Source organism: Aliiglaciecola sp. (assembly GCF_039982535.1).
Classification (GTDB): Bacteria; Pseudomonadota; Gammaproteobacteria; order Enterobacterales; family Alteromonadaceae; genus Aliiglaciecola.
The window spans coordinates 146,648-172,893 of record NZ_JBDWYG010000007.1 but is presented as its reverse complement, the minus strand read 5'-3'; the positions used below and the strand labels follow the sequence as shown (position 1 = coordinate 172,893).

General features: G+C 42.1%; 23 protein-coding genes. 3 read left to right on the top strand and 20 right to left on the bottom strand.

Annotated elements, in window-relative coordinates; all coding sequences use genetic code 11:
- Positions 1-13: 13 nt before the first annotated feature.
- Positions 14-406, bottom strand: coding sequence for a 30S ribosomal protein S9 (rpsI, locus tag ABJV04_RS00765; RefSeq protein WP_303472592.1), 393 nt, complete (start codon positions 404-406; stop codon positions 14-16).
- Positions 407-417: 11 nt separating this feature from the next.
- Positions 418-846, bottom strand: coding sequence for a 50S ribosomal protein L13 (rplM, locus tag ABJV04_RS00760; protein WP_348489194.1), 429 nt, complete (start codon positions 844-846; stop codon positions 418-420).
- 507 nt (positions 847-1,353) lie between these two features.
- Between rplM and ABJV04_RS00755 the strand changes: the two genes are divergently transcribed.
- Positions 1,354-3,435, top strand: coding sequence for a trypsin-like serine protease (locus tag ABJV04_RS00755; protein ID WP_348489193.1), 2,082 nt, complete (start codon positions 1,354-1,356; stop codon positions 3,433-3,435).
- Here the strand turns inward: ABJV04_RS00755 and mazG are convergent.
- From mazG to ABJV04_RS00720, 7 genes are read right to left on the bottom strand one after another with little or no spacing between them, the layout of a single operon-like run.
- Positions 3,424-4,260 carry a nucleoside triphosphate pyrophosphohydrolase gene (gene mazG / locus ABJV04_RS00750; RefSeq protein ID WP_348489192.1) on the bottom strand — a complete coding sequence of 279 codons (837 nt, stop codon included), beginning with the start codon at positions 4,258-4,260 and terminating at the stop codon, positions 3,424-3,426. The two genes, ABJV04_RS00755 and mazG, sit on opposite strands and share 12 nt — an antisense overlap.
- Complete coding sequence (gene relA / locus ABJV04_RS00745; protein WP_348489191.1) at positions 4,238-6,394, bottom strand: GTP diphosphokinase; 2,157 nt, start codon at positions 6,392-6,394, stop codon at positions 4,238-4,240. The genes mazG and relA overlap by 23 nt, the downstream gene beginning before the upstream one ends.
- A gap of 18 nt (positions 6,395-6,412) precedes the next feature.
- A complete protein-coding gene (rlmD, locus tag ABJV04_RS00740) occupies positions 6,413-7,867 on the bottom strand; it encodes a 23S rRNA (uracil(1939)-C(5))-methyltransferase RlmD (RefSeq protein ID WP_348489190.1) in 1,455 nt (484 codons plus the stop codon).
- A 2-nt stretch (positions 7,868-7,869) separates the two neighbouring features.
- Complete coding sequence (gene acpS / locus ABJV04_RS00735; RefSeq protein ID WP_348489189.1) at positions 7,870-8,253, bottom strand: holo-ACP synthase; 384 nt, start codon at positions 8,251-8,253, stop codon at positions 7,870-7,872.
- Between the two features lies 1 nt (position 8,254).
- Positions 8,255-8,986: a pyridoxine 5'-phosphate synthase gene (gene pdxJ, locus ABJV04_RS00730; RefSeq protein WP_348489188.1), complete on the bottom strand. Its 732-nt coding sequence runs from the start codon at positions 8,984-8,986 to the stop codon at positions 8,255-8,257.
- Positions 8,983-9,711, bottom strand: a complete 729-nt coding sequence (gene recO, locus ABJV04_RS00725) for a DNA repair protein RecO (RefSeq protein WP_348489187.1) — start codon at positions 9,709-9,711, stop codon at positions 8,983-8,985. Before recO ends, pdxJ begins: the two co-directional genes overlap by 4 nt.
- Before the next feature lie 11 nt (positions 9,712-9,722).
- Positions 9,723-10,004: a hypothetical protein gene (locus ABJV04_RS00720; RefSeq protein ID WP_216046961.1), complete on the bottom strand. Its 282-nt coding sequence runs from the start codon at positions 10,002-10,004 to the stop codon at positions 9,723-9,725.
- Between the two features lie 372 nt (positions 10,005-10,376).
- Between ABJV04_RS00720 and ABJV04_RS00715 the strand changes: the two genes are divergently transcribed.
- On the top strand, positions 10,377-11,837 hold the full coding sequence (locus ABJV04_RS00715) for a sensor domain-containing diguanylate cyclase (protein WP_348489186.1): 1,461 nt from the start codon (positions 10,377-10,379) through the stop codon (positions 11,835-11,837).
- 121 nt (positions 11,838-11,958) lie between these two features.
- The gene (locus ABJV04_RS00710) at positions 11,959-12,612 is read left to right on the top strand and encodes a hypothetical protein (RefSeq protein ID WP_348489185.1); all 654 of its coding nucleotides are present in this window, start codon (positions 11,959-11,961) and stop codon (positions 12,610-12,612) included.
- On the opposite strand, the gene mutT is transcribed toward ABJV04_RS00710, so the two are convergent.
- The 11 genes from mutT to ftsW all read right to left on the bottom strand — a co-directional run bounded on the left by mutT (position 12,584) and on the right by ftsW (position 26,233).
- Positions 12,584-12,973, bottom strand: coding sequence for an 8-oxo-dGTP diphosphatase MutT (mutT, locus tag ABJV04_RS00705; RefSeq protein WP_348489184.1), 390 nt, complete (start codon positions 12,971-12,973; stop codon positions 12,584-12,586). The two genes, ABJV04_RS00710 and mutT, sit on opposite strands and share 29 nt — an antisense overlap.
- A gap of 57 nt (positions 12,974-13,030) precedes the next feature.
- Positions 13,031-15,751 carry a preprotein translocase subunit SecA gene (gene secA, locus ABJV04_RS00700; protein WP_348489183.1) on the bottom strand — a complete coding sequence of 907 codons (2,721 nt, stop codon included), beginning with the start codon at positions 15,749-15,751 and terminating at the stop codon, positions 13,031-13,033.
- 87 nt (positions 15,752-15,838) lie between these two features.
- Positions 15,839-16,741, bottom strand: coding sequence for a M23 family metallopeptidase (locus tag ABJV04_RS00695; protein WP_348489182.1), 903 nt, complete (start codon positions 16,739-16,741; stop codon positions 15,839-15,841).
- Positions 16,742-17,026: 285 nt separating this feature from the next.
- A complete protein-coding gene (lpxC, locus tag ABJV04_RS00690) occupies positions 17,027-17,941 on the bottom strand; it encodes a UDP-3-O-acyl-N-acetylglucosamine deacetylase (RefSeq protein ID WP_348489181.1) in 915 nt (304 codons plus the stop codon).
- Between the two features lie 289 nt (positions 17,942-18,230).
- Positions 18,231-19,397: a cell division protein FtsZ gene (gene ftsZ, locus ABJV04_RS00685; protein WP_348489180.1), complete on the bottom strand. Its 1,167-nt coding sequence runs from the start codon at positions 19,395-19,397 to the stop codon at positions 18,231-18,233.
- An 84-nt stretch (positions 19,398-19,481) separates the two neighbouring features.
- A complete protein-coding gene (gene ftsA / locus ABJV04_RS00680) occupies positions 19,482-20,711 on the bottom strand; it encodes a cell division protein FtsA (RefSeq protein ID WP_348489179.1) in 1,230 nt (409 codons plus the stop codon).
- 21 nt (positions 20,712-20,732) lie between these two features.
- Positions 20,733-21,479 carry a cell division protein FtsQ/DivIB gene (locus ABJV04_RS00675; protein WP_348489178.1) on the bottom strand — a complete coding sequence of 249 codons (747 nt, stop codon included), beginning with the start codon at positions 21,477-21,479 and terminating at the stop codon, positions 20,733-20,735.
- A complete protein-coding gene (locus ABJV04_RS00670; RefSeq protein WP_348489177.1) occupies positions 21,479-22,426 on the bottom strand; it encodes a D-alanine--D-alanine ligase in 948 nt (315 codons plus the stop codon). Before ABJV04_RS00670 ends, ABJV04_RS00675 begins: the two co-directional genes overlap by 1 nt.
- Positions 22,423-23,877 (bottom strand): UDP-N-acetylmuramate--L-alanine ligase, encoded by a 1,455-nt coding sequence (gene murC, locus ABJV04_RS00665; RefSeq protein WP_348489176.1) that lies wholly within the window; start codon positions 23,875-23,877, stop codon positions 22,423-22,425. Before murC ends, ABJV04_RS00670 begins: the two co-directional genes overlap by 4 nt.
- Entirely contained in the window at positions 23,874-24,962 is a 1,089-nt protein-coding gene (gene murG, locus ABJV04_RS00660) for an undecaprenyldiphospho-muramoylpentapeptide beta-N-acetylglucosaminyltransferase (RefSeq protein WP_348489175.1), read from the bottom strand. Before murG ends, murC begins: the two co-directional genes overlap by 4 nt.
- Positions 24,959-26,233 (bottom strand): cell division protein FtsW, encoded by a 1,275-nt coding sequence (gene ftsW, locus ABJV04_RS00655; protein ID WP_348489304.1) that lies wholly within the window; start codon positions 26,231-26,233, stop codon positions 24,959-24,961. Before ftsW ends, murG begins: the two co-directional genes overlap by 4 nt.
- Between the last annotated feature and the right edge of the window lie 13 nt (positions 26,234-26,246).

The window sequence follows — 26,246 nt, the reverse complement described above, 5'->3', positions numbered from 1 at the left end:
CGTAACGTAAAAATTAACGTTTTGAGTATTGAGGACGCTTACGTGCTTTATGAAGACCCACTTTCTTACGCTCAACTTTACGTGCATCACGAGTTACAAACCCGGCTTTACGTAGCGCTGGACGAAGTGCTTCGTCATATTCCATCAATGCACGAGTAATACCGTGACGGATTGCACCAGCTTGACCACTAATACCACCACCGGCTACGGTGACGTATAGGTCAAATTTATCAGTCATTTCAACTAGCTCAAGTGGCTGACGAACAACCATGCGTGCTGTTTCACGACCGAAGAAAACATCCAAAGGACGCTTGTTAACTACAATGTTACCACTACCTGGACGTAGAAAAACACGAGCGGTAGAGCTTTTGCGACGGCCAGTGCCGTAGTATTGAGTATCTGCCATTTTTCTGCTCCTTAAATGTCTAGAACTTGAGGCTGTTGAGCAGCATGTGAATGCTCAGTACCAGCGTACACTTTCATTTTGCGGAACATAGCACGTCCAAGAGGACCTTTAGGCAACATACCTTTTACCGCTTTCTCGATGATCATTTCAGGCTTGTGAGCTTGAAGTTTCTCAAATGTTGTATCTTTCAATCCACCTGGGTAACCAGTGTAGGAATAATAGATTTTGTTCTGTGCCTTACGGCCAGTAACAGTCACTTTATCAGCATTGATTACGATAATGTAATCACCAGTGTCAACATGTGGAGTGTACTCTGGCTTATGCTTACCGCGTAAACGTATCGCGATTTCTGTGGCCAAACGGCCTAGTGTTTTGTCTGCGGCGTCAACCACATACCAGTCGCGTTTTACCGTCTCTGGTTTTGCAACAAAAGTTTTCATTTTAAAATACCCGAAATATATAAATTGTTACTGGTTAATTTTCTGCTTTGGTTAAATATCAAATGCATTGCATCGATATTTCGCCATCCAGAAAACCTCTTAAATCAATATTTTGACCCCTTCGAGTCGATTGATTCTTCCACTTTCCCAAAGTGGGCGTAACTGGGCAGGGCGCGAATTATACAGAAGTTTTCATAAAACGCGAGGGGGTATTGCAAGTTTTTTAGTCAATATTGGTAATCAGTTCATATTCTATTCATTTAACCTGATCCATTGTATGTCCTAATCTCGTTGCAATAGCAGTAGTGCGATTCTGAAAATAACATAAATGGGCGCAGAATAGCCGATGCATAAGCAGCTCATAAATTTACTCGGAATTAGGGATATAACCGTGTTTAAGATATATTGCGCTAGTTTATTAAACCTTAGGTAAATTCTAGGGTCATAACTCGCACTATTTAGAATATGTGTTTTGAGTTATTACAACTTTTCTATGGAGTCCGTTAGATGAAGTACAGTAAGTGGGTTTTGTTGGCCATTGCCGCCACTCAAGTAAATATTGCCATGGCGACTAGCCTACGCTCTGAGCAGATCGAACTAAGCAAGCAAAATAGTGATTCGAAAAGTTCGGTTATCACCCCTCTTATTGTCGGAGGTGCATCGGCAGACGAGGGAGAATACCCCTTTATGTCGGCACTGGTTGTGGTGGGCACGGAAATAGAAACCACGGTTTCGGTAAATAGTAGCGATTACGAATCCAACTCATTCGGTTTTGGTCCAGACGGCGAAGCAACAGGTTCGTTAGTTGACTGTGGAATTGGTGATTCGCAGTGCCAAGGAGTCAGCAATAACATTTGTTTGATTGAACGAGGAGAAATTAACTTCTCTGAAAAAGCGCTCAATTGTGAATCTGGCGGTGGCATTGGTGCCATTATCTATAACAACGTGGATGGACCTTTAGAGTCAGGTACCTTAGGGGACGACTTTAGCGGTAGTATTCCGGTTGTAGGAATTTCTCAACAAGATGGACAGGCATTAGTCGACTTGCAAAATGCCACAGCTAGTATCACTTCTACGACCCTACCAGGTACTGCCCAAGATGTGGTTTGTGGCGCAACCTTTTTAGGTGAACAATGGATACTAACCGCCGCCCACTGCGTAGATTCTGAATTTGCAGATCAGTATCGAGTTAACGTAGGGGAATATGATCTAAGAGATGGTGCCGACCAAGCCATCGCCATTAAACGTATTTATTCCCACCCTAACTATGATTCAGAGTCATTCGACAATGATGTGGCACTGATTGAATTGGTAGAAAGTGTCGAAGGTACGGCGATTCAACTTGCAGATGCTAGCACCACTGACCAATTAGCTATCGAAAATACCATCGCCACCTCAATTGGTTGGGGTGGACGCACCGGCTATTTACCCAATGAAGGTCCTACAGGCAACTTCCCAGATATATTACAAGAAGTAGAATTACCGTTGCTCACCAATAGCCAATGTCGCAATGAATTAGCCAGTTCACAAGGGATCAACCAAGCCAATACGGGCATTACTGAACAAATGATTTGTGCCGCGCTGGACTCTGGCGGTGCAAGTGCCTGTCAAGGAGATAGTGGTGGTCCTTTATTTGTTGAAACCAGTTCTGGTCCTATGCAACTGGGTATTACCAGTTGGGGCATCGGCTGTGCGGCTGAAGGTTATCCTGGCGTATATGCCAGAGTAGGTGCGTTACTTGATTTTATTAATGCTACCCGCTCAGGTGTGGGTATCACCGGCAATTCAAAAATCACCAACACTCCAGTGGATGTTGCTTTCCAGCAAGAGTTTACAGTTACCAATAATTCCACCAGCACCATAATGCCAACCATCAGCTTATCGAACAACAGTGACTTTAGTATCGACAGTTCACAATGTACAACTTTAGCCCCACAACAAAGCTGTCAGCTACTCGTTACCTTTAATGCACAAAGCCAAGGACTAAAATCCGCGACCATATCAATCACCTCTGATGTGCAAGATATCCCCACTGGCAGTATTAACATTCAAGGTTATGCTGTTGGCGCAGCCTCTGATTTAGCCAGTTCCATAGGCACGCAAAGTTCAGCCGTAAGCTTATACAGTGGCGGCGATGTGTCCTGGCGTAGTAATTCTCTAGGTGGGGTAGTCAGCGGCAATATATCTGGCAACGAACAGAGCATATTAATTGCCAGTATTGAAGGCGCCGGTACCCTTGAGTTTGAATGGGCAGTTTCATCAGAAGAAAACGAAGATGAGCCAAGCGAACCCTATGACGCCCTCTATTTATTGATAAATGGTGTAGAAATAGAGTTTATTTCTGGAGAGGTGGATTACACCGAACAAAGTATTTCACTTAGTGAAGGGACTAACCTTGTGGAAATCTCTTATCGCAAAGACTTCAATGTGTCAGACGGTGATGATCAGGGCAAAGTGCGTAATTTAACATTTACTGCTAGCAATCCAATAAGCGAGCCAACTGACAACAGTTCAGGTGGTGGTGGCACTATGACCTGGTTACTTTTACTGATGTTTGCTGGCTTAGGTATACGAAAACTAGCTTTCTAACTGTTTTACCTTTTGCCAGATGGCTTCCATCTGGCCAAGGGTAGCCTCAGAAAGTTCGCTGTTTTGCTCAGCAAAATGTTGCTCTACCTTTGTAAAGCGCGCGGTGAACTTATGGTTGGCTTTTCTAAGTGCCGTTTCTGGATTCACATTAAGGTGCCTGGATAAATTCACCACAGCAAATAGTAAATCGCCCATTTCCTCTTCAATGCGCTGTTGGTCTTGGGGCTGTTGCTTCACCTCCTCCATCACCTCAGCGATTTCTTCCTCAACTTTTTCAACCACTGGAGTAATATTGGGCCAATCAAATCCCACTTTTGCACAGGCTTTTTGAATCTTATCGGCGACCATCAGAGGTGACATACCCTGGGGAATATTTTGCAAAATGCTCGTTGCAGCGGGCATGCCCTTTTGCGCCCTTTCTTGTTGTTTAATAGCATCCCAATTAAGCTTTACTTGCTCAACACTGAGATCACTTTGGGTGCTGAATATATGGGGATGGCGACGCACCAGTTTATCGCTAATGGTTTGCGCAATTTTCTCAAAATCAAAGGCCTGTTGCTCTTTCCCTAACTGGGCATAAAACACAACTTGGAACAACAGATCGCCTAGCTCGTCTTGAATATCCAGCATACTGCCGTGTTCAATGGCATCAGCAACTTCGTAAGCTTCTTCGATAGTATATGGCACTATTGATGCGAAGTTCTGTTGCTTGTCCCAAGGGCAGCCCGTGTCGGGATCACGCAATTTCGCCATAATCTTAAGCAAGCGCTCTACTTGTGGATAGCGCCCCTGATCATCCGACTCATTTGTCGAGTCTGATGACATCAGTAACTCCTTTAACCTGCTGTAATCTGGCGATGGTTCTAGATAAACTCGCCAAATCTTTAATTTCCAATGACACCTTAATTTTAGCTGTTTGATCTTTGGTATTACTCAGGCTATTTACACCTAACAAGGTTACCTTGTCGTTAGCCAGCACTGTGGTGATATCACGTAATATGCCATCTCGGTCTGAGGTGTGAACGTCTAAATCAGTTTGGAAACTGGCCCTTAAATCATTTGCCCAGTTTACTTCAATTTCTCGCTCGGGATGTTGCTCCAACAGGTGATTTAATTGATCGCAGTTTACCCGATGTACACTTATCCCCCTTCCCATAGTGATATAACCTTGTATTGCATCACCGGGTAACGGCTGGCAACACTTAGCAATCTGACTCATGAGATTACCTACCCCTTCTACGACTATGCTATCTGTCGTCCCTTTGGCAGGTTTACTTTGAGTAGTCTTAACTCTAGGGTCAATCTCCGGTGGAGGTGCATCAAGTTGTTGTAAATAGTTAACCACCTGCATTATACGCAGATCACCGCCACCTATAGCAGCGTACAAATCATCAACCTGATTCATGTTAAAGCGTTCGCAGGCTTTTGTAGCATCTTTCAATACTAAATTCGCTTTAGAGAGTTCTCTATCTAACAGTTCTTTTCCTGCTTGTAGGTTCTTCTCTTTGTCTTGTTTTTTAAACCAAGTGTGAATTTTTGCCCTAGCCCGAGAAGAGTGCACATAACCTAAACTAGGATGCATCCAATCACGACTAGGATTGAGATTTTTACCGGTTAAGACTTCAACCTGATCGCCGGTTTGCAACTGATAAGTAAAGGTCACAATACGCCCATTTACCTTGGCTCCGTTACAACGGTGTCCCACATTACTATGAATGTAGTATGCAAAATCTAATGGGGTTGAGCCAAGAGGCAAGTCGATAACGTCGCCTTTAGGCGTAAACACATAAACCCTATCATCGAAGACCTGACTGCGTAACTCTTCAACCAAGTCCCCTGATTCGGCCACTTCCTCTTGCCACAACAAGATTTTACGCAACCAATTAATTTTGTCTTCATAAGCAGAACGCTCTGTACTCACCCCTTCTTTATATTTCCAGTGAGCAGCAATCCCCAACTCCGCATCCTGATGCATTTGCTCGGTACGAATTTGTATTTCGACAGGTCGTTCTTCAGGGCCTCGCACTACGGTATGGATGGATTGGTATCCGTTAGGTTTTGGCGTGGCAATATAATCATCGAATTCATTAGGAATATGCTTAAAAAGCGAATGCACAATACCCAATGCGCTATAACAATCTTGTAATCTCTCAGCGATGATGCGCACAGCTCGAATGTCAAAAAGTTGCTCAAAAGACAAATGCTTTTTTTGCATTTTTTTCCATATGCTATAGATATGTTTGGGTCGTCCGTAGACTTTTACCTTGATATTCGCATTATCCATTTCAGTTTGTAAATTATTAACAAACTCTTCGATATATTGCTGTCTATCGGTGCGCTTCTCATCTAATAAATTAGCAATTTTTTTGTAGGTCTCGGGATGCAAATAGCGAAAGGATAGATCTTCAATTTCCCATTTTAGCTGACCAATCCCTAACCGATTGGCAAGGGGAGCATAGATAGTTGAACATTCTCTAGCAACAATGACGCGAGTTTCCTCGTCGGCATTTTTCATTTTTTGCAAGGTACAAATACGCTCAGCCAACTTAATGAGTACCGTACGGACGTCTTCGACCATGGCTAATAACATACGTCGAATATTATCTATTTGTGTTTCGTCTGGCTTTTTACTACTGCGGCTATGTAAGGTTTTAATTGCATCCATTCTGCGTACACCAGTGATGAGGTGACGCACGCCTTTGCCAAATTCTTCTTCTATTTGATCATCGTCTAAGCCATGCATCTCACAGTATGGATAAACCAAAGATGCCTGCAAAGTTTCATCGTCCATGTTCAATTCATGGAGAATTTCCACCATTTCTTGCCCCACCAGTAAAATTTCTGGTGACTCAGAAGTATCTCGCAGTTTTTGTTTGGTATTATCCGACAGGTTCAGGCAATCGAGCCATTTATCAAATGTAGGTCTTTCTGGTTGATGAACTGTTCGGATAGAAACCATAATAATAGCCCAGTAGCGTTATTTTCGTTTATTCAGAGGCACAAATAATGCCATCAATTCAGTATGTGCAGTTTGTGGAAACATATCCATGACACATAATTTATCTAACCTATAATTTTTTTCAATTAATTGTGCCGCATCCCGAGCAAAAGTAGCGGGATTACAGGAAACATATAAAATATGCGATGGCTGCAACTCTGCTAACTGTTTAACCACCGCTAGGGCACCTTCTCTAGCAGGATCAAGTAACACTTTATTGCAGCTTTTCATTTGAACATCATCAGACAATTTAGTGCTATTCAAATCTGAATGGATAAAATGACAATTGTTAAGTTTGTTGATGCTTGCATTATGTTGGGCTCTTTGCACCATTTTAGGTACACCTTCGACACCAACTAGGGTTTTACATTGTTCAGCAATAGGTAAACTAAAATTACCAATTCCGCAGAATAAATCTAAAACCACATCGGTTTTTTCTAATTCTAACCAGTCTACTGCCTGCTTAATCATTTGTTGATTAACATCGCGGTTAACCTGTACAAAGTCATCGTTATGAATTTGCAAACTCAATGAGCTATTCACTCCATAAACTAATTGTTTATCAGCTTGAGTGGCTAAATCTGAGCTACTTTGTTTGTCTTCTATAATCAGCTGTAAGTCATTTTGTTTAGCAAATTCAGTACATAACTCTCGGTCCTGCTGACTCAAAGTATGGATGGTGCGAATACTAACTTGCACACCATTATCGCCGTTAAGCAAACTAATATGACCGATATTGGACGGTGTTTGAAATTTAACAAACAAACTCTGCAATGGCTCAATTAATTGCTCAAGCTCTTGGTTAAGCACTGGACATTGTTGCAAGCTAAATATTTTGTTACTGCCCTTGCTTCGGAAGCCTAACTTTAAGGCATCGGGGTTTCTTGCATCCACAGACAAGCGAGTTTTGCGTCTATAGCCTTTAGGATTCGAGTGCAGCGCGGACTGCCAATTTATCTCCCCTTGTTTATCGCTAAATTTGCGTAATTTTTTATTTTTTCCACCGCGAGTTGCTTTGCTAAGCACCCGTTTAGGTTGAGGCGCAGATTGATTGGATTCTAAGGCTGTATGCAATATAAGATTTTCAATGGCAGACTGCTTGAACTGCAACATAGCATCGGTTTGACAATGTTGGGTTTGGCATCCACCACAGATATCTATATGTGGGCAAAAGGGCTGTTGTCGATATTCTGAGGCCTCGACAATGTTTAATAAGCGCCCATGACAAACCTTGCCTCGATGCTCTGTTATTTCTACTTCAACGACTTCATTGGGCAAGACACCTTCAACAAAAAGAAGTGGCTCATGATCTTTACTAACCCCTTGAGCCAAATGATCAAGGTGGGAAATAGTCACTGTCACTCGTTGACCAATTAATTGACTATTGGTAGCAGCGCTTTTTTTATTCTTTTTTGGTGAGTAGAAGTTAACCATGATTAATTACTTTGCTCCAAAATCACTGTGGCCATTGCATAGTGTTTTTCATCTGAAATAGACAGCAACGCATTATTAATCCCTCGCTGTTCACACAACTTGGCGAAATGTCCGCTAAAATGAATTTGCGGCTGCCCTAACTCACTATTAGTGATTTCGATTTGTTGCCACCCCACACCATTGCCAATCCCTGTGCCCAGGGCTTTAACGGCTGCTTCTTTGGCCGCAAAACGTTTAGCCAAATAGCGAGGTGGAAACGGATGCTCTCGGTAAATCTGCATTTCAGTACTGGTTAAAATACGCAAAGGCAGACGGTCGGACTTTTCCAGTAACTTCTCTAATCGTGCAATTTCAATTATGTCTGTACCCAGACCCAGAACGGCCAACTTATCCCCTCGCCTCTAACATTAATCGTTTCATATCTGCCACAGCGGCGGCAAGACCATCGAATGCAGCACGAGCAATAATTGCATGACCAATATTCAATTCAATAATTTCATCAAGTGCAGCAATAGGTTTTACGTTGTGGTAATGCAACCCATGACCGGCATTAACTTTTAGTCCTAAAGAATGGGCGTAACTGATACCAGTTTTAAGCTTTTCCAGCTCAACTAGCATTTGCTGCTCGCTTTTCGCCTCAGCATATTGACCAGTATGTATTTCAATGTACGGAGCCCCCGCTTTTAACGCGGCATCAATTTGCGTCTTTTCTGAATCAATAAACAGCGAAACTTGAATATTTTGTTCAGCTAGCCGCCCACATGCGTCGGTAAGCTTACTAAGATTGCCCGCTACATCTAAACCACCTTCAGTAGTAAGTTCTTGTCTTTTTTCAGGTACTAAACAACAAAACTCAGGTTGTGTCTGAATCGCTATTTCGAGCATTTCTTCAGTCACCGCCATCTCAAGGTTTAAGCGGGTATTGATGGTTTCTCGCAGTAATCTGACATCACGATCTTTAATGTGTCTGCGGTCTTCACGTAAATGAACAGTGATCCCATCGGCGCCGGCTCGTTCAGCAATATCAGCGGCATGCACTGGGTCAGGGTATTGGGTTCCTCGCGCATTTCGCAATGTGGCGATGTGATCAATATTCACACCCAAAAAGATATCACTCATTCAGTTCGCTCCAATTTAATAAATAATTCTCTGCTTTTTAACGGTTTATCACCGAGTATAGGCTTAAATGCCATCCGTGTTACACGTTTGGCAATTAATAAACTTCGTTTGTCCCAAGTGAAACTTGCCACATTTTTTAAATCTGTTCCTAAAAAACAGTTAGCAGTTTGTTCACCATGAGCAAGTCGCTGAAACCCTTGGTCATTTATAAAACTATAATAGCCATTTGCTTCTAATTTGTCGCCGGTTAGGCAATCGGCTTGCCAATCGAAACCATATCCAATGTTGTGAATTAAACTAATTTCGAATTCACGTAAAACAACTTCAATGGGTTCATGCTCAGTTAAACGAAGGAGGCTAGCCATGTAGAGGTCATATACTTCAGGATATGAAACTTCTTTTGGTAAAACCCGATTCAGTAATTCATTTAAGTACATTGCGGAAAATAAAACCGGGCCTTGCATTAAAAAAGCACGGGCATCACCTTCAACTTGAGCGAGATTTTTTAACTCATGTCTTCCGCTAAACGACAGGAGTAAAGGTTGGAATGGCTGTAGTAGACTCTTTTTTTCATTCGACTTAGTACTCTTGCCGCCTCTAACTCCACGGCAAACAGCTGAGATGCGACCCTGTTGTTTAGTAAAAAAATCGACAATAAAACTCGTCTCTCGATATTCCCGTCGATGAAGTACTAACCCGTTGAGCATTGCGTTTGGCTCAGCCATCGCCAAAATTCCTAAGCTATTTTGATTCGAACTACTTTCATCGCTTCAAATTCTATTCCCGCCACGGTTTCCACTATTGGGTAATAAGTTAGGTTCACCTGACAACCGTTAAGATTTTTGTATTGTTTTTTTCGTCGGAATTTAAAAGGCACATCTTGTCCTTCAACCATCACTGTATTCATGATCCAGTCTTCATCTTTGCGTTGTACATGAGAAACTACTTTCATCATCTCGGAATGAATCAAATTATCATGTTTATCCAGTAGCTTGGAAATGTTGGATTTGGCCATAATCTTCTTAGTCTAAATGTATAAGGTAAATAAAGGTAACCAAAGCTAAGTAAATGTACTTAAAGGCGAAATATTACCTCTTTATTCGCCTCTTCTATGGTTGCAGCGTCCCTATAATAACATTTACCGTGTAAAAATGGACAATATTACTCAACCACCACTTGCTAGGTAGCTAATCTAGTGTTTAGACCTAATAAACACCGCTTTAGCCAATAAAGATAACTAAAAGCTAGAAACATCCCTTTTAGTTAGTCCATAAAACTCCCCCCTGAGTGCGTCCCCTAGTGACAATTGCATAATTTTCATACTAAAGTTGAATGGTACTTAAGCTTGGATTTGCTAGTATCTGCGGCTCTCTAAACGAAGGCTAAAGTAATGTTTCAAAAGTGGCGTAGATACTTCAAGAATAAGTTTATTGTCGCCATTGTTGCATTCATTTTTGCAGTGGCGCTAAGTGCAACTATTTCTCTTTTAAAATCGGTGGAAACACAAAGTTTATTAGAGCAAGAAAGCCTCACCCCTGCCTTCAATTTAATTTCCGAAGAAATCATAAAACCCCTATATGTCGCTGAAACCATAGCACGCGCATCAAACCTCAAAAATTTGATGAATAGTCCAGTGCTGGATGAAGTAGCTATCAAGCAGACATTGCATGAGCTCGGAGAAGAGTTTCAAGTAGAGTTTTTTGTGGCCAATGAAAGTGATCGTACACAATATAATTCGGACGGTTCTTCTCTGGCTTTAGATATCAATAAAGTTGAATGGTATTTTCGTGCCATGTATACAGAACAGGATATCGTGGGTGTTTTAGGCAATAGGGAAGACATCCGTATCTATTATGATGTCAAAATCTACAACGATAAAGGAGAGTTTCTCGGGTTTATCGGCTTAAACAAAAAGCTCACCACGTTTCTAAACGCCTTCGATAACTTTAAGAAAGAGTTTGGCTATGACTTCGTTTTTGTTGATCATAATAACAACGTTGTTTTGTCTTCTGATACAAACTTAGTGGCCGATGGAAAACGTATTTTACAACTGAACCAACTTCCATGGTACGCGCCTTATATTTCCAAATATAATGATTCTGAACAACACCATAATTTCTTAGTTGAGGTTGCAGGAGAAGATCTTCTAATTGCACAGGCAAACTTTGAACCTTTAAATTGGAAGATGTTTTTAATCAATCCACTAAAAGTACGTCAAACTGCGGCTACTCAAGACTTTGCCATTCAAACAACCTATATAACCGTCGCAATATTTACTGCCATTCTGATTATCTGGTTAATCGGTAAGTCGTTGCAAGGCGAGTTTGCTAGGCGACACCTTAAAGATCCATTAACACAACTGCCCAATCGAGCTCATTTAGCTTGGCACTATGAAAAATTTGCTCGAATGAACAAGTCCATTGCAGTGATAATGGTGGATCTAGATCATTTTAAAGCAATAAACGATACGTATGGTCATAGCGCCGGTGACAAAGCATTGTGTGAAGTGGCAAACTTACTTAAATCATTACTTAGAGATATTGATATTGTCGCCAGGTGGGGAGGAGAAGAGTTTGTTATTCTGCTGCCCGCAGCTGATATTACGATTGCTAATCATATTGCCGACAGAGCTCGACAGGTTATTGCTAAACATATTTTTGTTGCCAACAGTAAAGTGATACAAATCACTGCAAGCTTTGGCGTTAGTGCAGATACCGGTAAGTCTAATTTGATCCAATTGATCAATAACGCTGATGCGGCTTTATACGAAGCCAAAAATAGTGGTCGAAATAAAGTCTGTACGGGTAAAAAAACAGCCACTCAAAATCTAAAAAAACAAGCTAGTTCATAGTTAATCGTAAACTTAGCTTGTCTTCATCCCAGATCTTTAGTTAATTTGATTTGTATGACTAAAGAGAGGCCTTTGATATACTTCAGCTTCATAAAAATAAAGTATTTTTAAAGGTTTTAAAGTGGTTAAAACAATCTGCTGTAATCTAATTTTAGTATGTGTTGTACAAGGTTTAATGGGTTGTCAGCAAGAGCCAGCTAAAACAGATGCTATGTTGTTCAGAGAAGCAACCATCGCTAAAGCTCAAGTTCCCTTAGATAAGGCTTTAGGCTTACTCACTCCAGAAGTACGAAACTTACCTATGGCCAACCTCGACACCTTGATTGTTGCTAATCAAGGCTTACGTGATGCCCGCCAAGTTTATAAAAATAATAATATAACTCATTACCAAGATAATAAGCTGACAGAGTTAAATGAGGTTATTAGCGCACTTGAACCTGGACTCGTTACCCAGGCCAAAACATTGTTGAATCAAACCGTAGACCGCACGATTGAACTGCGTAAACAAATTGAAGAAGCGAAAAACCAACCTTATAGCGCGAGGGGAAATGATACAGCCCAATTAGTAGAGTTTCTTGGAAAGCAATATAACCAAGATGTGAAAGATTGTTGCTTAACTCAACTTTCGCAAATAGATCAATTACTCAAAAGTAAAACTAAGGAACACAGAGAATTAATCATTTTAATTCGTTCGATTAATCAAGAGTTAGCTAAAGTCATTAAACAAAAAGGCTACGATGTAGCCCTTAAAAATCAGATTCAAGCCTCTCAATAATGGCTTGATTTGCTGCGGGAAACGTCAAACTGCTAAGGTCGTTAATGGCAATCCACTGGGTGAGTTGCCCTTCTTTTCCTGATGGTTCATGATTAAATTTTTCAATTAGTTGGATATGTAATCGTACCTGCTTATCGCCGTAGTCGTGTTCAATTAACATATACTCTGACTGCGAAATAACGTCTATGCCAACCTCTTCAAGTAACTCTCTAGACGTTGCTAGCTCCACTGTCTCATAAGCTTCAATTTTCCCGCCTGGAAACTCCCATAATCCGCCTTGATGCAAATCATCAGCTCGTTTGCTGATAAAGATAAGGTTATCACGCTTAATTACACCAACCGCTACATCTACAATTTTCATTTGCTAAATTCCACAAAAAAAAGGGCACTAGTGCCCTTTTTGTTTATCTATTTGTGCTTAACTTAATTTACCACAGCACTGTTTGTATTTTTTACCTGAGCCACAAGGACAAGGATCATTACGACCGACCTTGGCACCTTCACGCACAGTCGTCGTTGGCCCAGCATCTGCGCGTTGCTCTGGTTCATTTACTGAATCGTGCTCATAACTCTTTTGTACTTCATCAGCTTGTCTGCGCTGCTCTTCAACCGCTTCAACATCTGACTCAGCTTTAACTCGAACTTTACTCAGTATATTAATCACTTCTACTTTTAGATTTTCTAACATTTCAGAAAACAGTTGGAAGGATTCACGCTTATATTCTTGTTTAGGATTTTTCTGAGCATAGCCTCGTAAATGAATACCCTGACGCAAATGATCCATCGCAGCTAAGTGTTCTTTCCAAGAGCTATCGAGGTTTTGCAACATGACCGCTTTTTCAAACTGGCGCATAACATCTGCACCTACTGCGTCTTCTTTTTCTTTATACGCATCATTTACGCCGGTGTGGATACGCTCACGAAGTTTTTCTTCAAATAATTTGTCGTCTTCATCCAACCATTTTTGGATTGGCAATTCCAATAAAAAATCCCCTTGAATACGCTCTTCTAAGCCAGCAACATCCCACATTTCTTCAAGAGATTGTGGTGGGATATACTCGTCAATCACACTGCTAACAACATCTTCACGGATAGCTTGAATGGTTTCACTGATATCCCCTTCATCTAACAATTCATTACGTTGCTCGTAAATTACTTTACGTTGATCATTGGCTACATCATCGTATTCTAGCAGCTGTTTACGCATATCGAAGTTACGTCCTTCAACTTTGCGTTGGGCATTTTCGATGGCACGTGAAACCCATGGATGTTCAATGGCTTCACCGTGCTCCATGCCTAAACGTTTCATCATGTTACCCATTTTTTCAGAGGCAAAGATACGCATCAATGCATCTTCTAAGGATAGGTAGAAACGTGAAGAACCTGGGTCACCTTGACGACCAGAACGACCACGTAGCTGGTTATCTATACGGCGTGATTCGTGACGCTCTGTACCGATAATATGTAGTCCACCGGCTTCAAGGACTGTTTTATGATCCTCTTCCCATTGAGCTTTAATTTTTGCGACTTTCTCAGGTTTAGGGTCGTGAATTTTAGCCACTTCAGATTGCCAATTACCGCCTAATACGATATCTGTTCCACGTCCAGCCATGTTGGTAGCGATAGTCACAGCACCCGGACGACCGGCTTGTGCAACAATATCGGCTTCCCGTAAATGCTGTTTGGCATTCAATACTTCATGGGGAATCTTAGCTTTTTTCAGAACTCGAGACAGCAGCTCAGAGTTTTCAATAGACACTGTACCCACTAAGGTAGGTTGACCACGTTTAACACATTCTTTTATGTCTTCGACGATAGCTTCATACTTTTCTTCGGCAGTTAAGTAGATTAAATCTGCTTTATCATCGCGCAGCATAGGTTTATTGGTGGGTATGACTACTGTTTCTAAACCATAAATATGATTAAATTCAAATGCTTCAGTATCAGCTGTACCAGTCATACCGGCTAGTTTTTCATAAAGACGGAAGTAATTCTGGAACGTTATGGAAGCAAGTGTTTGGTTCTCATTTTGAATTTTCACACCTTCTTTGGCTTCAACAGCTTGGTGTAAACCTTCCGACCAGCGACGTCCTTCCATAGTACGACCAGTGTGCTCATCAACGATAACGATCTCATCGCCGTTAACAATATAGTCGACATCTTTACTGAATAATTTATGGGCTCTTAAAGCCGCGTTAACGTGATGCAATAAGGAAATGTTCGACGCGGCAAACAAAGATTCATCTTCAGGTAAAATTCCATTGCGTTGTAAAATTTCTTCCACATGAACTTGACCACGTTCCGTAAGATGAATTTGTTTACCTTTTTCATCTATGGTGAAATCGCCCTCACCTTCACGTCCGGCTTCATCACCTTCTTTATCTTCATCTGCCTGTTGGATTAATTCAGGAATAATTAAATTAATTTGACGGTAAAGCTCTGAGCTATCTTCTGCTTGACCAGAAATAATTAGTGGCGTTCTTGCTTCATCGATGAGGATGGAATCAACTTCATCTATAACTGCAAAGTAGAGTTTCTTTTGTACCCTATCATTAGGGCTGAAAGCCATGTTATCGCGCAAGTAATCAAAACCGAACTCATTGTTAGTACCATAGGTAATATCAGCAGCGTAAGCTTCTTTTTTCTCAGCGTGAGACATACCAGGAACATTACAGCCTACTGTCATTCCTAAGAATTCAAATAATGGGCGACTCCAGTCAGCATCACGTTTAGCAAGATAGTCATTAACGGTAATAACGTGCACGCCTTTACCAGATAGACCATTTAAATAAGCAGGTAAAGTAGAGGTAAGGGTTTTACCTTCACCGGTACGCATTTCGGCTATTTTACCTTCATGCAACACCTGTCCACCAACCATTTGCACATCGAAGTGACGCATGGAGAAAACACGTTTACTGGCTTCTCTGACAACCGCAAAAGCTTCAACCAAGATATCATCTAAACTTGCGCCGTCTTCAATACGTTGCTTAAACTCAACCGATTTCCCTTTAAGCTGCTCATCGTCTAAGGCTTCGAGTTCAGGCTCTAGAGCGTTAATTTCGACAACACGTTTGTTAAGTTTTTTTAGCAGGCGGTCATTACGACTACCGAAAATTTTTCTGAATATACTCGAAAACATCGCTTTAAAGCTTCCAATCTAGTAGAGAGATAAAACAATCGGCTCCCAATGGAGCCGATTTTCAAATTTACGTGGTTAAATTACTTATCACTTTCGATAAACATAGGGCAACGGATCTTGCTGCTTACCATTTTTAATCACTTCGTAATGCACATGAACGCCTGTTGAACGTCCGGTGCTACCCATAAGGGCTATTTTTTGGCCTTTGGTGACCACATCCCCAATCTTAACACTGATGCCTTGATTGTGACCATAACGGGTAATTAGTCCGTTGCCATGATCTATTTCAACTAAATGACCGTAGCCATAACGTTCACCAGCCCAAGTCACTAAGCCTGCGCCAGTAGCCACAACCGAGTCGCCTTCTTTACCTGCAAAGTCTAAACCTTTATGCATGGTAGGTAAGCCGCTAAAAGGGTCTTTTCTTACACCATAATATGAAGACAACCAGCCAGTGGTAATCGGACGACCTTCCAAACTAGTCTGTTCGTCTATATGGTGATTCATCATGATAGATTCAAGGGCTTTGAGTTGCTGAGTTTTACTATCTAAGCTCTCAAGCATTGCATCCATTCGCGCTAGGAGCTCGTTACTACCTTCAATAGTAATAACCGAATCTGTCATTGGACCACCTAAGTTATCCAAATCTTGAAACCCAAATTCATCTTGATTTAAACCGGCTTGCTCAACTAATTTAGCGCCCAGAGCATTGATTCGTTGAATCTGGCTTTGCACATCAGCTAAGTTAAGCATGATACCAGCCAGTTGTTGTTGTGTTGCAGATTTTAGTTCTGTTACGTCTCGTTGTTGCTCGATAAAGCCGCTTTTTGCATACTCTATACGAGCATGAGACTCATCAATTTTATGATCAGTCCGACTTGATAGCATAACCAGCCCGCATACCAAAACAAAGCCGACAACCAATCGTTGTTTACCTATTTGATAGGAAAACTCCGTTGATTTGCCTTTATAATGTAGTGTTAAACTCATGTAAGGTATTCTCGTGATTTTTTAGCTGCATTGGATTCTAAACCTGATAGCCTTATGTTGACAGCTATATTAGGTATCTAGAATCAACCCAACCGATTGCTTTTCATACAGTCATAATTGGCTTTTAGTTAGTTATTTTTTGCCAACATCTGTATCGTTTTTTCTAACCCCAAACAATACCTTGTAGAACATAAGGTTATCAAGGTATTTATATGAAGTGTTTTATCTTTTTGCTAGATGCCAAACTAAAAAATGCCGCAGATGCGGCATTTTCATGTTCGATAGCTAATTTGCTAACACTGCTGGTGCAAAATGAATGGGGACTTCATCTTGATTTTCATAAGTGACGTATTCCCAACAAGTCTGGTCGTTTAACATCGCGTTAAGCAATTTATTATTCAGACCGTGACCCGATTTATAGGCTCTAAGCTCACCTACAATACTGTGGGCACCTAGGTACAAATCACCTACCGCATCGAGAATTTTATGTTTCAAAAACTCATCTTGGTAACGCAAACCTTCAGGGTTTAAAACTCGGTATTCATCAAGAGCAACGGCATTTTCCATGCTACCGCCTAGCGCCAAGTTATTAGCATTCATATATTCGAAGTCGCGCATGAAGCCGAAGGTTCTTGCTCGACTAACCTGATCAACGTAAGAGGATGCATCAAAATCCAACACAATGTGTTGACGAGTTTGACTAATTACTGGGTGTTCAAAGTCGATTTTAAAATCGACTTTAAAGCCATCATAAGGATGGAATTCCGCCCATTTGTCACCGTCTTCAACACGTATATGTTTGGTAATACGAATGAATTTTTTAGGTGCATTTAGCTCTTCAATGCCAGCAGATTGCAATAAGAAAATGAACGGACTCGCGCTGCCGTCCATAATCGGAAGTTCATTGCTATCAACTTCAACAATAATGTTATCGATGCCTAAACCAGCTAATGCCGAAGACAAATGCTCAACTGTATAGATAGAAACCCCGTCTTCATTGCTCAAACAGGTACACAGCACTGTATCACCAACAGCGTTAGCTTTGGCAGGAATATCCACATGGGGCTCAAGATCTATGCGGCGAAATACAATACCCGTATTCGCCGGCGCAGGCCGGAGAGTCATGGAGACCTTTTCACCTTTGTGCAGACCTATCCCTGTTTCTTGCACAGCATGTTTGATTGTGCGTTGCTTTATCATCTAAACGTTGCCTATCCAAAAACATTATCAGCTAAAAACCGGCGCGTATTATACTGACCAGCTGGTCTAATGTCAAAAAACCGTCATATTTGTTATGCCGTGCTTTTTGCATCTAACCGATCACTTTGTCAATTTTCAATTGTTAACACAATCTCAAACTAGACACTTACCATCAAATAAGTGATCAAGCACAGTATAACCCCTCGCGTATTTACGCTCTCAAAAATACGCTATTACCTATATTGCTAAGACCTCAAATTCATCGAAAAATTCACATTCCGATGAAAAATTAGTCAGCCTGTTTACGCAAAAAGGCTGGAATATCCAAATACTCATAATCAGTATTTGCTTCCGTCTTCTCTTCGGTCGCTACCGCTTTATTCATATCGGTAGCCGTATTACCAATGCGATCACCGCTATCAGGTTGAAGTTTGAATTGCTTCGCTTCAGCAGAAACCCGTGAACCTTGGCTACTAACCAATGAAATATCAGGTTTGCGCTCTGCACCGATGCCAGTTGCAACAACAGTTACACGCAATTCATCGCTCATATCCATATCGATTACTGTACCTACAACTACGGTTGCATTCTCAGAAGCAAAGGCTTTAACTGCGTTACCGACGGTTTCAAACTCATCGATAGCAAAGTCAGGTCCAGCAGTGATATTCACCAAAATACCGCGAGCACCAGATAAATCGATATCTTCCAATAATGGACAAGCAATCGCTGCTTCAGAAGCTTCTTCTGCACGATCTTCACCGCTGGCAGAGCCACTTCCCATCATCGCTGTACCCATTTCAGACATCACTGTTTTAACGTCTGCAAAGTCAACGTTGATCAAACCTGGGCGAGTAATTAGCTCGGCAATACCTTGAACCGCACCACGTAATACGTCGTTGGCTTCACTGAAAGCTTTAAGCAGCGGCGTACCGCGTCCCATGACCTTCAATAGCTTTTCATTAGGAATGGTAATCAATGAGTCAACATATTTGGACAACTCTTCAATACCTTGGTCTGCAAATTCAGTACGCTTTTTGCCTTCAAATGGGAAAGGTTTAGTAACAACAGCGACAGTCAGAATACCTAACTCTTTTGCTACTTTAGCCACTTCAGGTGCTGCACCTGTTCCAGTTCCACCACCCATGCCGGCAGTAATGAAAACCATGTCTGCACCTTCTAGGGCTTGACGAATGGTTTCACGATCTTCTTCAGCCGCTTGACGACCAATATTAGGATTAGCACCAGCTCCTAGGCCTTTAGTAACACCCGAGCCAATTTGTAAGGTCAGGTTAGCAGAAGAACTACGCAACACTTGAGCATCGGTATTGACGGCAATAAACTCTACACCTTCAATACTTTGTGAAACCATGTGCTCGATTGCATTACCACCGCCACCGCCGACGCCGATGACCTTTATGACAGCTTCTTCGCTGTGACTATCCATTAATTCAAACATTATTTTTCTCCGATTTTTGCGCGATAGAACATGGGCGCTTAAAACCCAGCTCCAATTTTTTAAGATCCCGAGATTTCTCCATCCTCAGAATTCCCCCTTAAACCAACTTTGAATACGATGCCATAAGCCATCACTGGCTCCGGCTTTTTGTGCAGATTTCGATTGCATGGATTCTTTACCATATTGCAAAAGTCCTACTGCGGTTGCGAAACTCGCATCCTCAACGTATTCAGATAAACCTTTCATGCCTATTGGTTCTCCAACTCGAACGGGCATTTGAAATAATTCTTCTGCAAATTCTACGGCTCCTTCCATTTTAGCCGAACCACCGGTTAAGACGATTCCTGCAGCAATTTGCTCTTCCAATCCACTGGATTTGATCTCTTCATGGATCAATTCAAACAATTCCTGATAACGAGGCTCAATCACCTCAGCCAATGTATGTCGAGACATCATCCTAGCGGGACGTCCGCCAACACTCGGCACTTGTATTTGTTCTTCCATGCTGACCATGTCACGAAGGGCACAGGCATAGTTAATTTTTATTTCTTCCGCATGATTTATTGGTGTTCTAAAAATCTTAGCGATATCACTAGTAATTTGGTTGCCAGCTACCGGAATAACAGCGGTATGACGAATCGCACCATCGGTGTATACCACCATATCTATGGTGCCACCGCCGATATCAACCACACATACACCCAACTCTTTTTCATCATCGGTTAATACCGCATAACTTGATGCAAGGGCGGAAAAGATCATTTGGTCGGCATTGAGTTCACAACGCTCTACACATTTCACTAAATTTTTAGCCATATCATCAGCGCAAGTAATAATGTGTGCTCTGGCTTCCATTCGCACCCCTGACATACCGATTGGATTTTTTATCCCTTCTTGCACATCAATTGTGTATTCCTGAGGAAGCACATGTAACAACCGACGTTCCAATGCTATGGGTACCGAGCGGGCTGCATGTACCACGTTATCGACATCATCTTGCGTCACTTCTTGATTATTAATTGGCACCATGCCGCTCTCGTTTTGACACTTCACGTGACGCCCCGAGATCGACATAAATACTGACGATACTCGACAGTCTGCCATTAATTCCATTTCACCAACGGCTCTTTGCACAGACTGCACAAGCAAGTTCAAATCATTAACGCCGCCTTTATCCATGCCTTTGGCTGAATGAGTGCCAACACCAACAATGCTGATATCACCGTCGTCGAGAATTTCCCCAACCACAGCTTTCACTTTACTTGTGCCCATGTCTAAGCCAACGATTAGATTTCTTTCTGTTACCTTAGACATATTATTTGCTACCCACTTTAACTAACTCTCTTGTTCATTTGTTGATGCGTTTTTCCACCCCACGGCCAATCCCGTGTCGTAACGCAAATCAATGTAATCTACTTGTTTATCCTGCTTCTTTAACAATGGATAAACGTCTACAAAACGTTGCAATCTATCGACATACTCAGAGCGTCCGAGGTTGAGTCGAATGCCATTTTCAAGTCGTAAATTCCAAGCAAAACGTTCACTGAGATATAACTCATCGATACGCAAACTGGCTGAATTCAGTAACGTTTGCATATCACGATATCCATTTAACGCAGTTTCCTCACTGCCACCTGGTCCGAACAAGTCTGGCAATATCTCATCGGGCAACTGCGCTTCAAACATTTCGCCGTATTGATTCAACAACGAATCTTGATTCCATCTTGCACTGGCAATTTCTTCCACTACATGAATGTTTAAGCTATTAGGCCAACGTTTTCGTACTGAAGCTCGGTGAACCCAAGGCAACGCCTCAATCTCCCGATGCAGCCGATCAACATCAACTTCAAAAAAACTTTCTGGATGTTTTGAACGAATGGTATTTTCGATCAATGCATCTTCAATATTTACTCTCTTTCCACTAACAATGACTTGCTGAATGGGAGCTCGCTGAGCATCTTCCAACCAATCATCTAACCACCAAATGGCATACACTAGACTTAGCAGAACAATGGCCAAAAACACCATTCCCACTATTTGATAGCGGGTATTGGGCTGGTTTGTCACTGCTAATTGTTGCATTAGTGCTCATCCGCCGTTTTTAATATGGCTAACACTAATTGTTCAAAAGTCATACCGGCCTGCTTTGCCGCCATAGGTACTAAACTCTTCTCAGTCATGCCAGGAACAGTATTGGCCTCTAATAAATAGAACTGGCCACTTTGATCACGCATAAAATCAATCCGTCCCCAGCCAATACCCGATACTGTATTGAAGGCTTGCAGCGCTAACTTACCAAGCCTAGTTTCATCCTCAGCAGACAAACCGCTAGGACAAAAATATTCTGTCGAATCAGAAAGATACTTTGCATCGTAATCATAAAAAGTATGGGGCGTAGACATACGAATAGATGGTAAAGCGTTACCATTTAAAATTGTCACTGTGTATTCTGAACCATGGATAAAGCGCTCTAACAAGACAGTATTATCGTAATTAAATGCGTCTTGAATGGCCGCTTCTAATTGTGCAGCATTCGTCACTTTGGTCATACCTATGCTGGAACCTTCCTGCGCAGGCTTAACCATGACTGTGTCCCCCAACTCTTCCATTATAACCTTGCAGGATCTTGCATCAAAGCTACTTTTCTCTGCAATTTGATAATTTGCCGTAGGTAATCCTAAAGTTTGCCAAATTTGTTTGGTTTTAATTTTATCCATGGCCAATGCGGAACCTAAAACACCACTACCGGTATAGGGTAAATTGAGGACTTGTAATGCACCTTGCATACTGCCATCTTCGCCACCGCGACCATGCAGCATAATGAGAACCCGCTGAAAACCTTGGTCTACAAGTTCGGTAATAGGGTGTTCTGCAGGATCAAATTTATGGGCATCGACGCCAGCACTTTGTAAGGCTTTAAGAACAGCATTGCCAGACAGCAAAGACACTTTGCGTTCCGCTGAGTGACCACCAAATAAGACGGCCACTTTACCAAACTGTTTCACATCAATGTTTAATCCATCAGTCATTCGGCACATCCAACATTCATTTTTTCTTTGTTTAGTTCAACCGATTGCAAATACTTAGCAATCTGGCCAATGTTTCCTGCGCCTTGAGTCATTAATACGTCTTGATCTCTTAATGCCTCTGACAATAATTTTGGAAGCTCATCTTTGTTGGCAACATAAATGGGTTCAATTTGACCACGTTGTCTAATTGAGCGGCATAAAGCCTTACTGTCTGCCCCTTCAATGGCGGCTTCACCGGCAGAGTACACTTCAAGTAGTAAAAGACAGTCAACCTGAGACAGCACACGTACAAAATCTTCGTATAAGTCTCGAGTGCGGGTAAATCTATGGGGTTGATAAGCCATGACTAACCGTTTGTCTGGCCAGTTATTACGTGCAACAGCAATGGTTGCTGCCACTTCCGTAGGGTGATGGCCATAATCATCAACCAAAATGACTTCGCCTTCACCAGTATCGAAGCAACCCAGTTGCTCGAAACGACGGCCAATGCCTTCAAAGGCACCTAAGGCATCAACAATTGCTTGATCGTCAACCCCTTCATCGGTGGCCACAGCAATAGCAGATAAAGCATTTAAAATGTTATGTTTGCCAGCAATATTTAAGGTCACTTGCAAATCGGAACGGCCTGCTCGTTGGGCGACAAAACGGCTCTGATTAAAGCCCATTTCAATATCGACAGCACGCACATCGGCTTGCTCTTCAATACCGTAAGTCATCACTTTACGACCCACTCTGGGCAATAGTGCTCGCACAACGGGGTCGTCAACACACATCACTGCTAAACCATAGAAAGGTAAGTTATGCAGGAAGTCTAAGTAGGTGTCTTGCATTCGTTGGAAATCACCGTCATAGGTTTCCATATGATCAGCTTCAATATTAGTGACTATGGACACCATGGGTTGCAGGTGTACAAAAGATGCATCACTTTCATCAGCTTCAGCGATTAGGTATCGACTGCTACCTAATTTGGCATTGGTACCGGCGCTGTTAAGCAAACCACCAATGACAAAAGTAGGATCAAGTTCAGCTTGGGCAAATATAGTCGCCAATAAACTTGTTGTTGTGGTTTTCCCATGGGTACCGGCAACCGCAATTCCATGGCGGAAACGCATCAACTCGGCCAACATTTCCGCTCGGCGAATCACTGGGATCCGCGCTTCTTTGGCTGCAATAATTTCTGGATTTGTATGATCAATGGCACTGGAAACAACGACCACATTGGCATTGTTAATGTTTTCCTGACGGTGACCAATAAACACTTTCGCGCCTTTGCCCTCTAATCTCTGGGTCATGCCGTTAGTTTGTTGGTCTGAACCAGAAATTGCATAACCTTCATTTAGAAGAACTTCGGCAATCCCGCCCATACCAGCGCCGCCAATTCCAATAAAGTGAATTTGCTTGATGCGACGCATTTCTGGTACATGATAATTCGCTTTATCTGGCTTAATCATGATGCAATCCCTCCCAGCGTAGCGCAGATATCACTCACTGTTTTAGTTGCTTGAGGTTTCGCTAAAGCTTTGGCCTTTTGGCCCATAATCACTCGACTTTTTCCGTCGTTGACAAGTTGTTGAATAATAACTTTCAAACCACCTTCTTCTAATTGAGGTTGAGGTAATAAAACCGCTGCATGATGATCCACTAATGCTCTTGCATTCATTGTCTGGTGGTCATCCACAGCATGGGGAAGAGGAACAAAAATCGCTGCCACACCAACCATAGCAACTTCGGCAACCGTTAATGCGCCGGCTCGGCAAATAACCACATCGGCCCAAGCATAGGCTTCAGCCATATCATCGATAAACTCGCTGACCTGCCAATTAGCGCTGTCTGGCCAAACTTGTTGATAAGTATCAACCACTGCTTGCTGATGTCCTTTACCCGTTTGATGACGTACTTGTACGTTATCAATGCCAGCTAAGGCAGGTGGAACATAGGTATTAAGTGCGCTTGCACCTAAGGAACCGCCAACAATAAGAATGTTGCATGTATCATCGCTAGTTTGTTTTTCAGGCAAATTAGCAAAATCACTTCTAACTGGGTTACCCACCCAGTTGTATTTCTTTTCCGACTGCTCACCAAATGCCTGATTAAAGCCAGTCAATACTCGTTTTGCGAGTTTAGCCAATACCTTATTGGTTAATCCCGGTAGCGCATTTTGTTCATGAACAACCAAAGGTACACCGCGTAACCAAGCTGCGATGCCGCCTGGTCCACTGGCAAATCCACCCATTCCCAAAACTACGTCGGGCTTGGTTTGTTTGATCACTTGCAAAGCTTGATAAACAGAGTGAATAATTTGAAAAGGCGCTTTAAGTAAACGCACGATGCCATTACCACGTACGCCAGCAACGTCGATAAAACTAATCTCAAACCCTGCTTTAGGCACAATATCCGCTTCCATACGCGCGGCTGTTCCTAACCAATGGATTCGCCAATTACGTTGTTGCAGTTCTTTTGCCACCGCAATGCCTGGGAAAACGTGTCCCCCAGTACCGCCAGCCATAATCAAAATGGTTTTGTTTATGTCATTCATTCTGCTACCCCCTCATTACTTTGTGGGGCCGCTTCAGCAAGCAGTTTTTTGACTTTAGACTTTGCTTTATTGGCTCTTTTCTTTGTTCCTTTGCTCATGGCTTGAACACCATCAACACGAATTTCAAAATCAATTCGAATTAAAATGGCGACAGCAACGGCCATGACGATAAGACTTGAACCACCGTAACTCACTAACGGAAGGGTTAACCCTTTAGTGGGCAAAATGCCTGCACTAGCACCGACATTAACAGCAGTTTGAAAACTAAACCAAATGCCAATGGCGTAAGCAAGGTAGCCATCAAAGGGACGCTCAGCAGTTAAGGCCAAATTACCTAATTTTAATGCCTTGAATACCAGCACAAATAACAACAGTAGTACGCATGTCACGCCCATGAAACCGAACTCTTCGGCTAAAATAGCAACAATAAAATCCGTATGGGCTTCAGGCAGAAATTCGAGTTTTTGCAAACTGTTGCCTAAGCCTTGACCAAACCAATCACCGCGTCCATAAGCCATTAAAGACTGGGTTAATTGATAACCGGCACCGAAAGGATCTTCCCAAGGCTTTAAGAAAGAGCTCATTCGTTCCATTCGATAATCAGCGCTCAGAATAAGTATGGTAATCAAAGTAAGACCTGTAAACACTAGGGCAAAGAACTGCCATAATTTTGCACCGGCTAAAAACAATAGACCTACCGTGGTGGCAAACATCACCACAACTGTGCCTAAATCTGGTTGCATCAGGATTAAAAACGCCAACACAAAAAATACCATTAGCGGTTTAATAAAACCTTTAATGTTTTCAGTGACTTCTTCATACCTACGGACCATGTAACCAGCCAGATAACAAAAGAAGAATAACTTGGCTAATTCAGCCACTTGAATGGTAATAGGACCAACTACCAACCAACGACGGCTACCATTTACCGTGCGCCCAACAAACAACACCAGCAATAACAAAATAACCGCTAATAACAGCAACCAAGGGTTACTAACCCGCCACCACTGCATGGGAATTTGCATTACAATGCAGGCAGCCACACCAGCCAAACACAAATAGATACCGTGGCGAATGGCAAAATGGAAAGGGTTATCAAATAAACGAGCTGCCACTGGCATTGAGGCTGACGTCACAATAACTAAGCCAATCGCCATCAAGGCAATGCTAATTAGAATGAAGTTAACATCAAAAGCACTACCGTTAGTGTGGTTTACATCATGGCGTTGAGAAAACATTCTGCGCAACATTGAGTCGTTTTCTGTATTCATCGTGGTGGTTCTG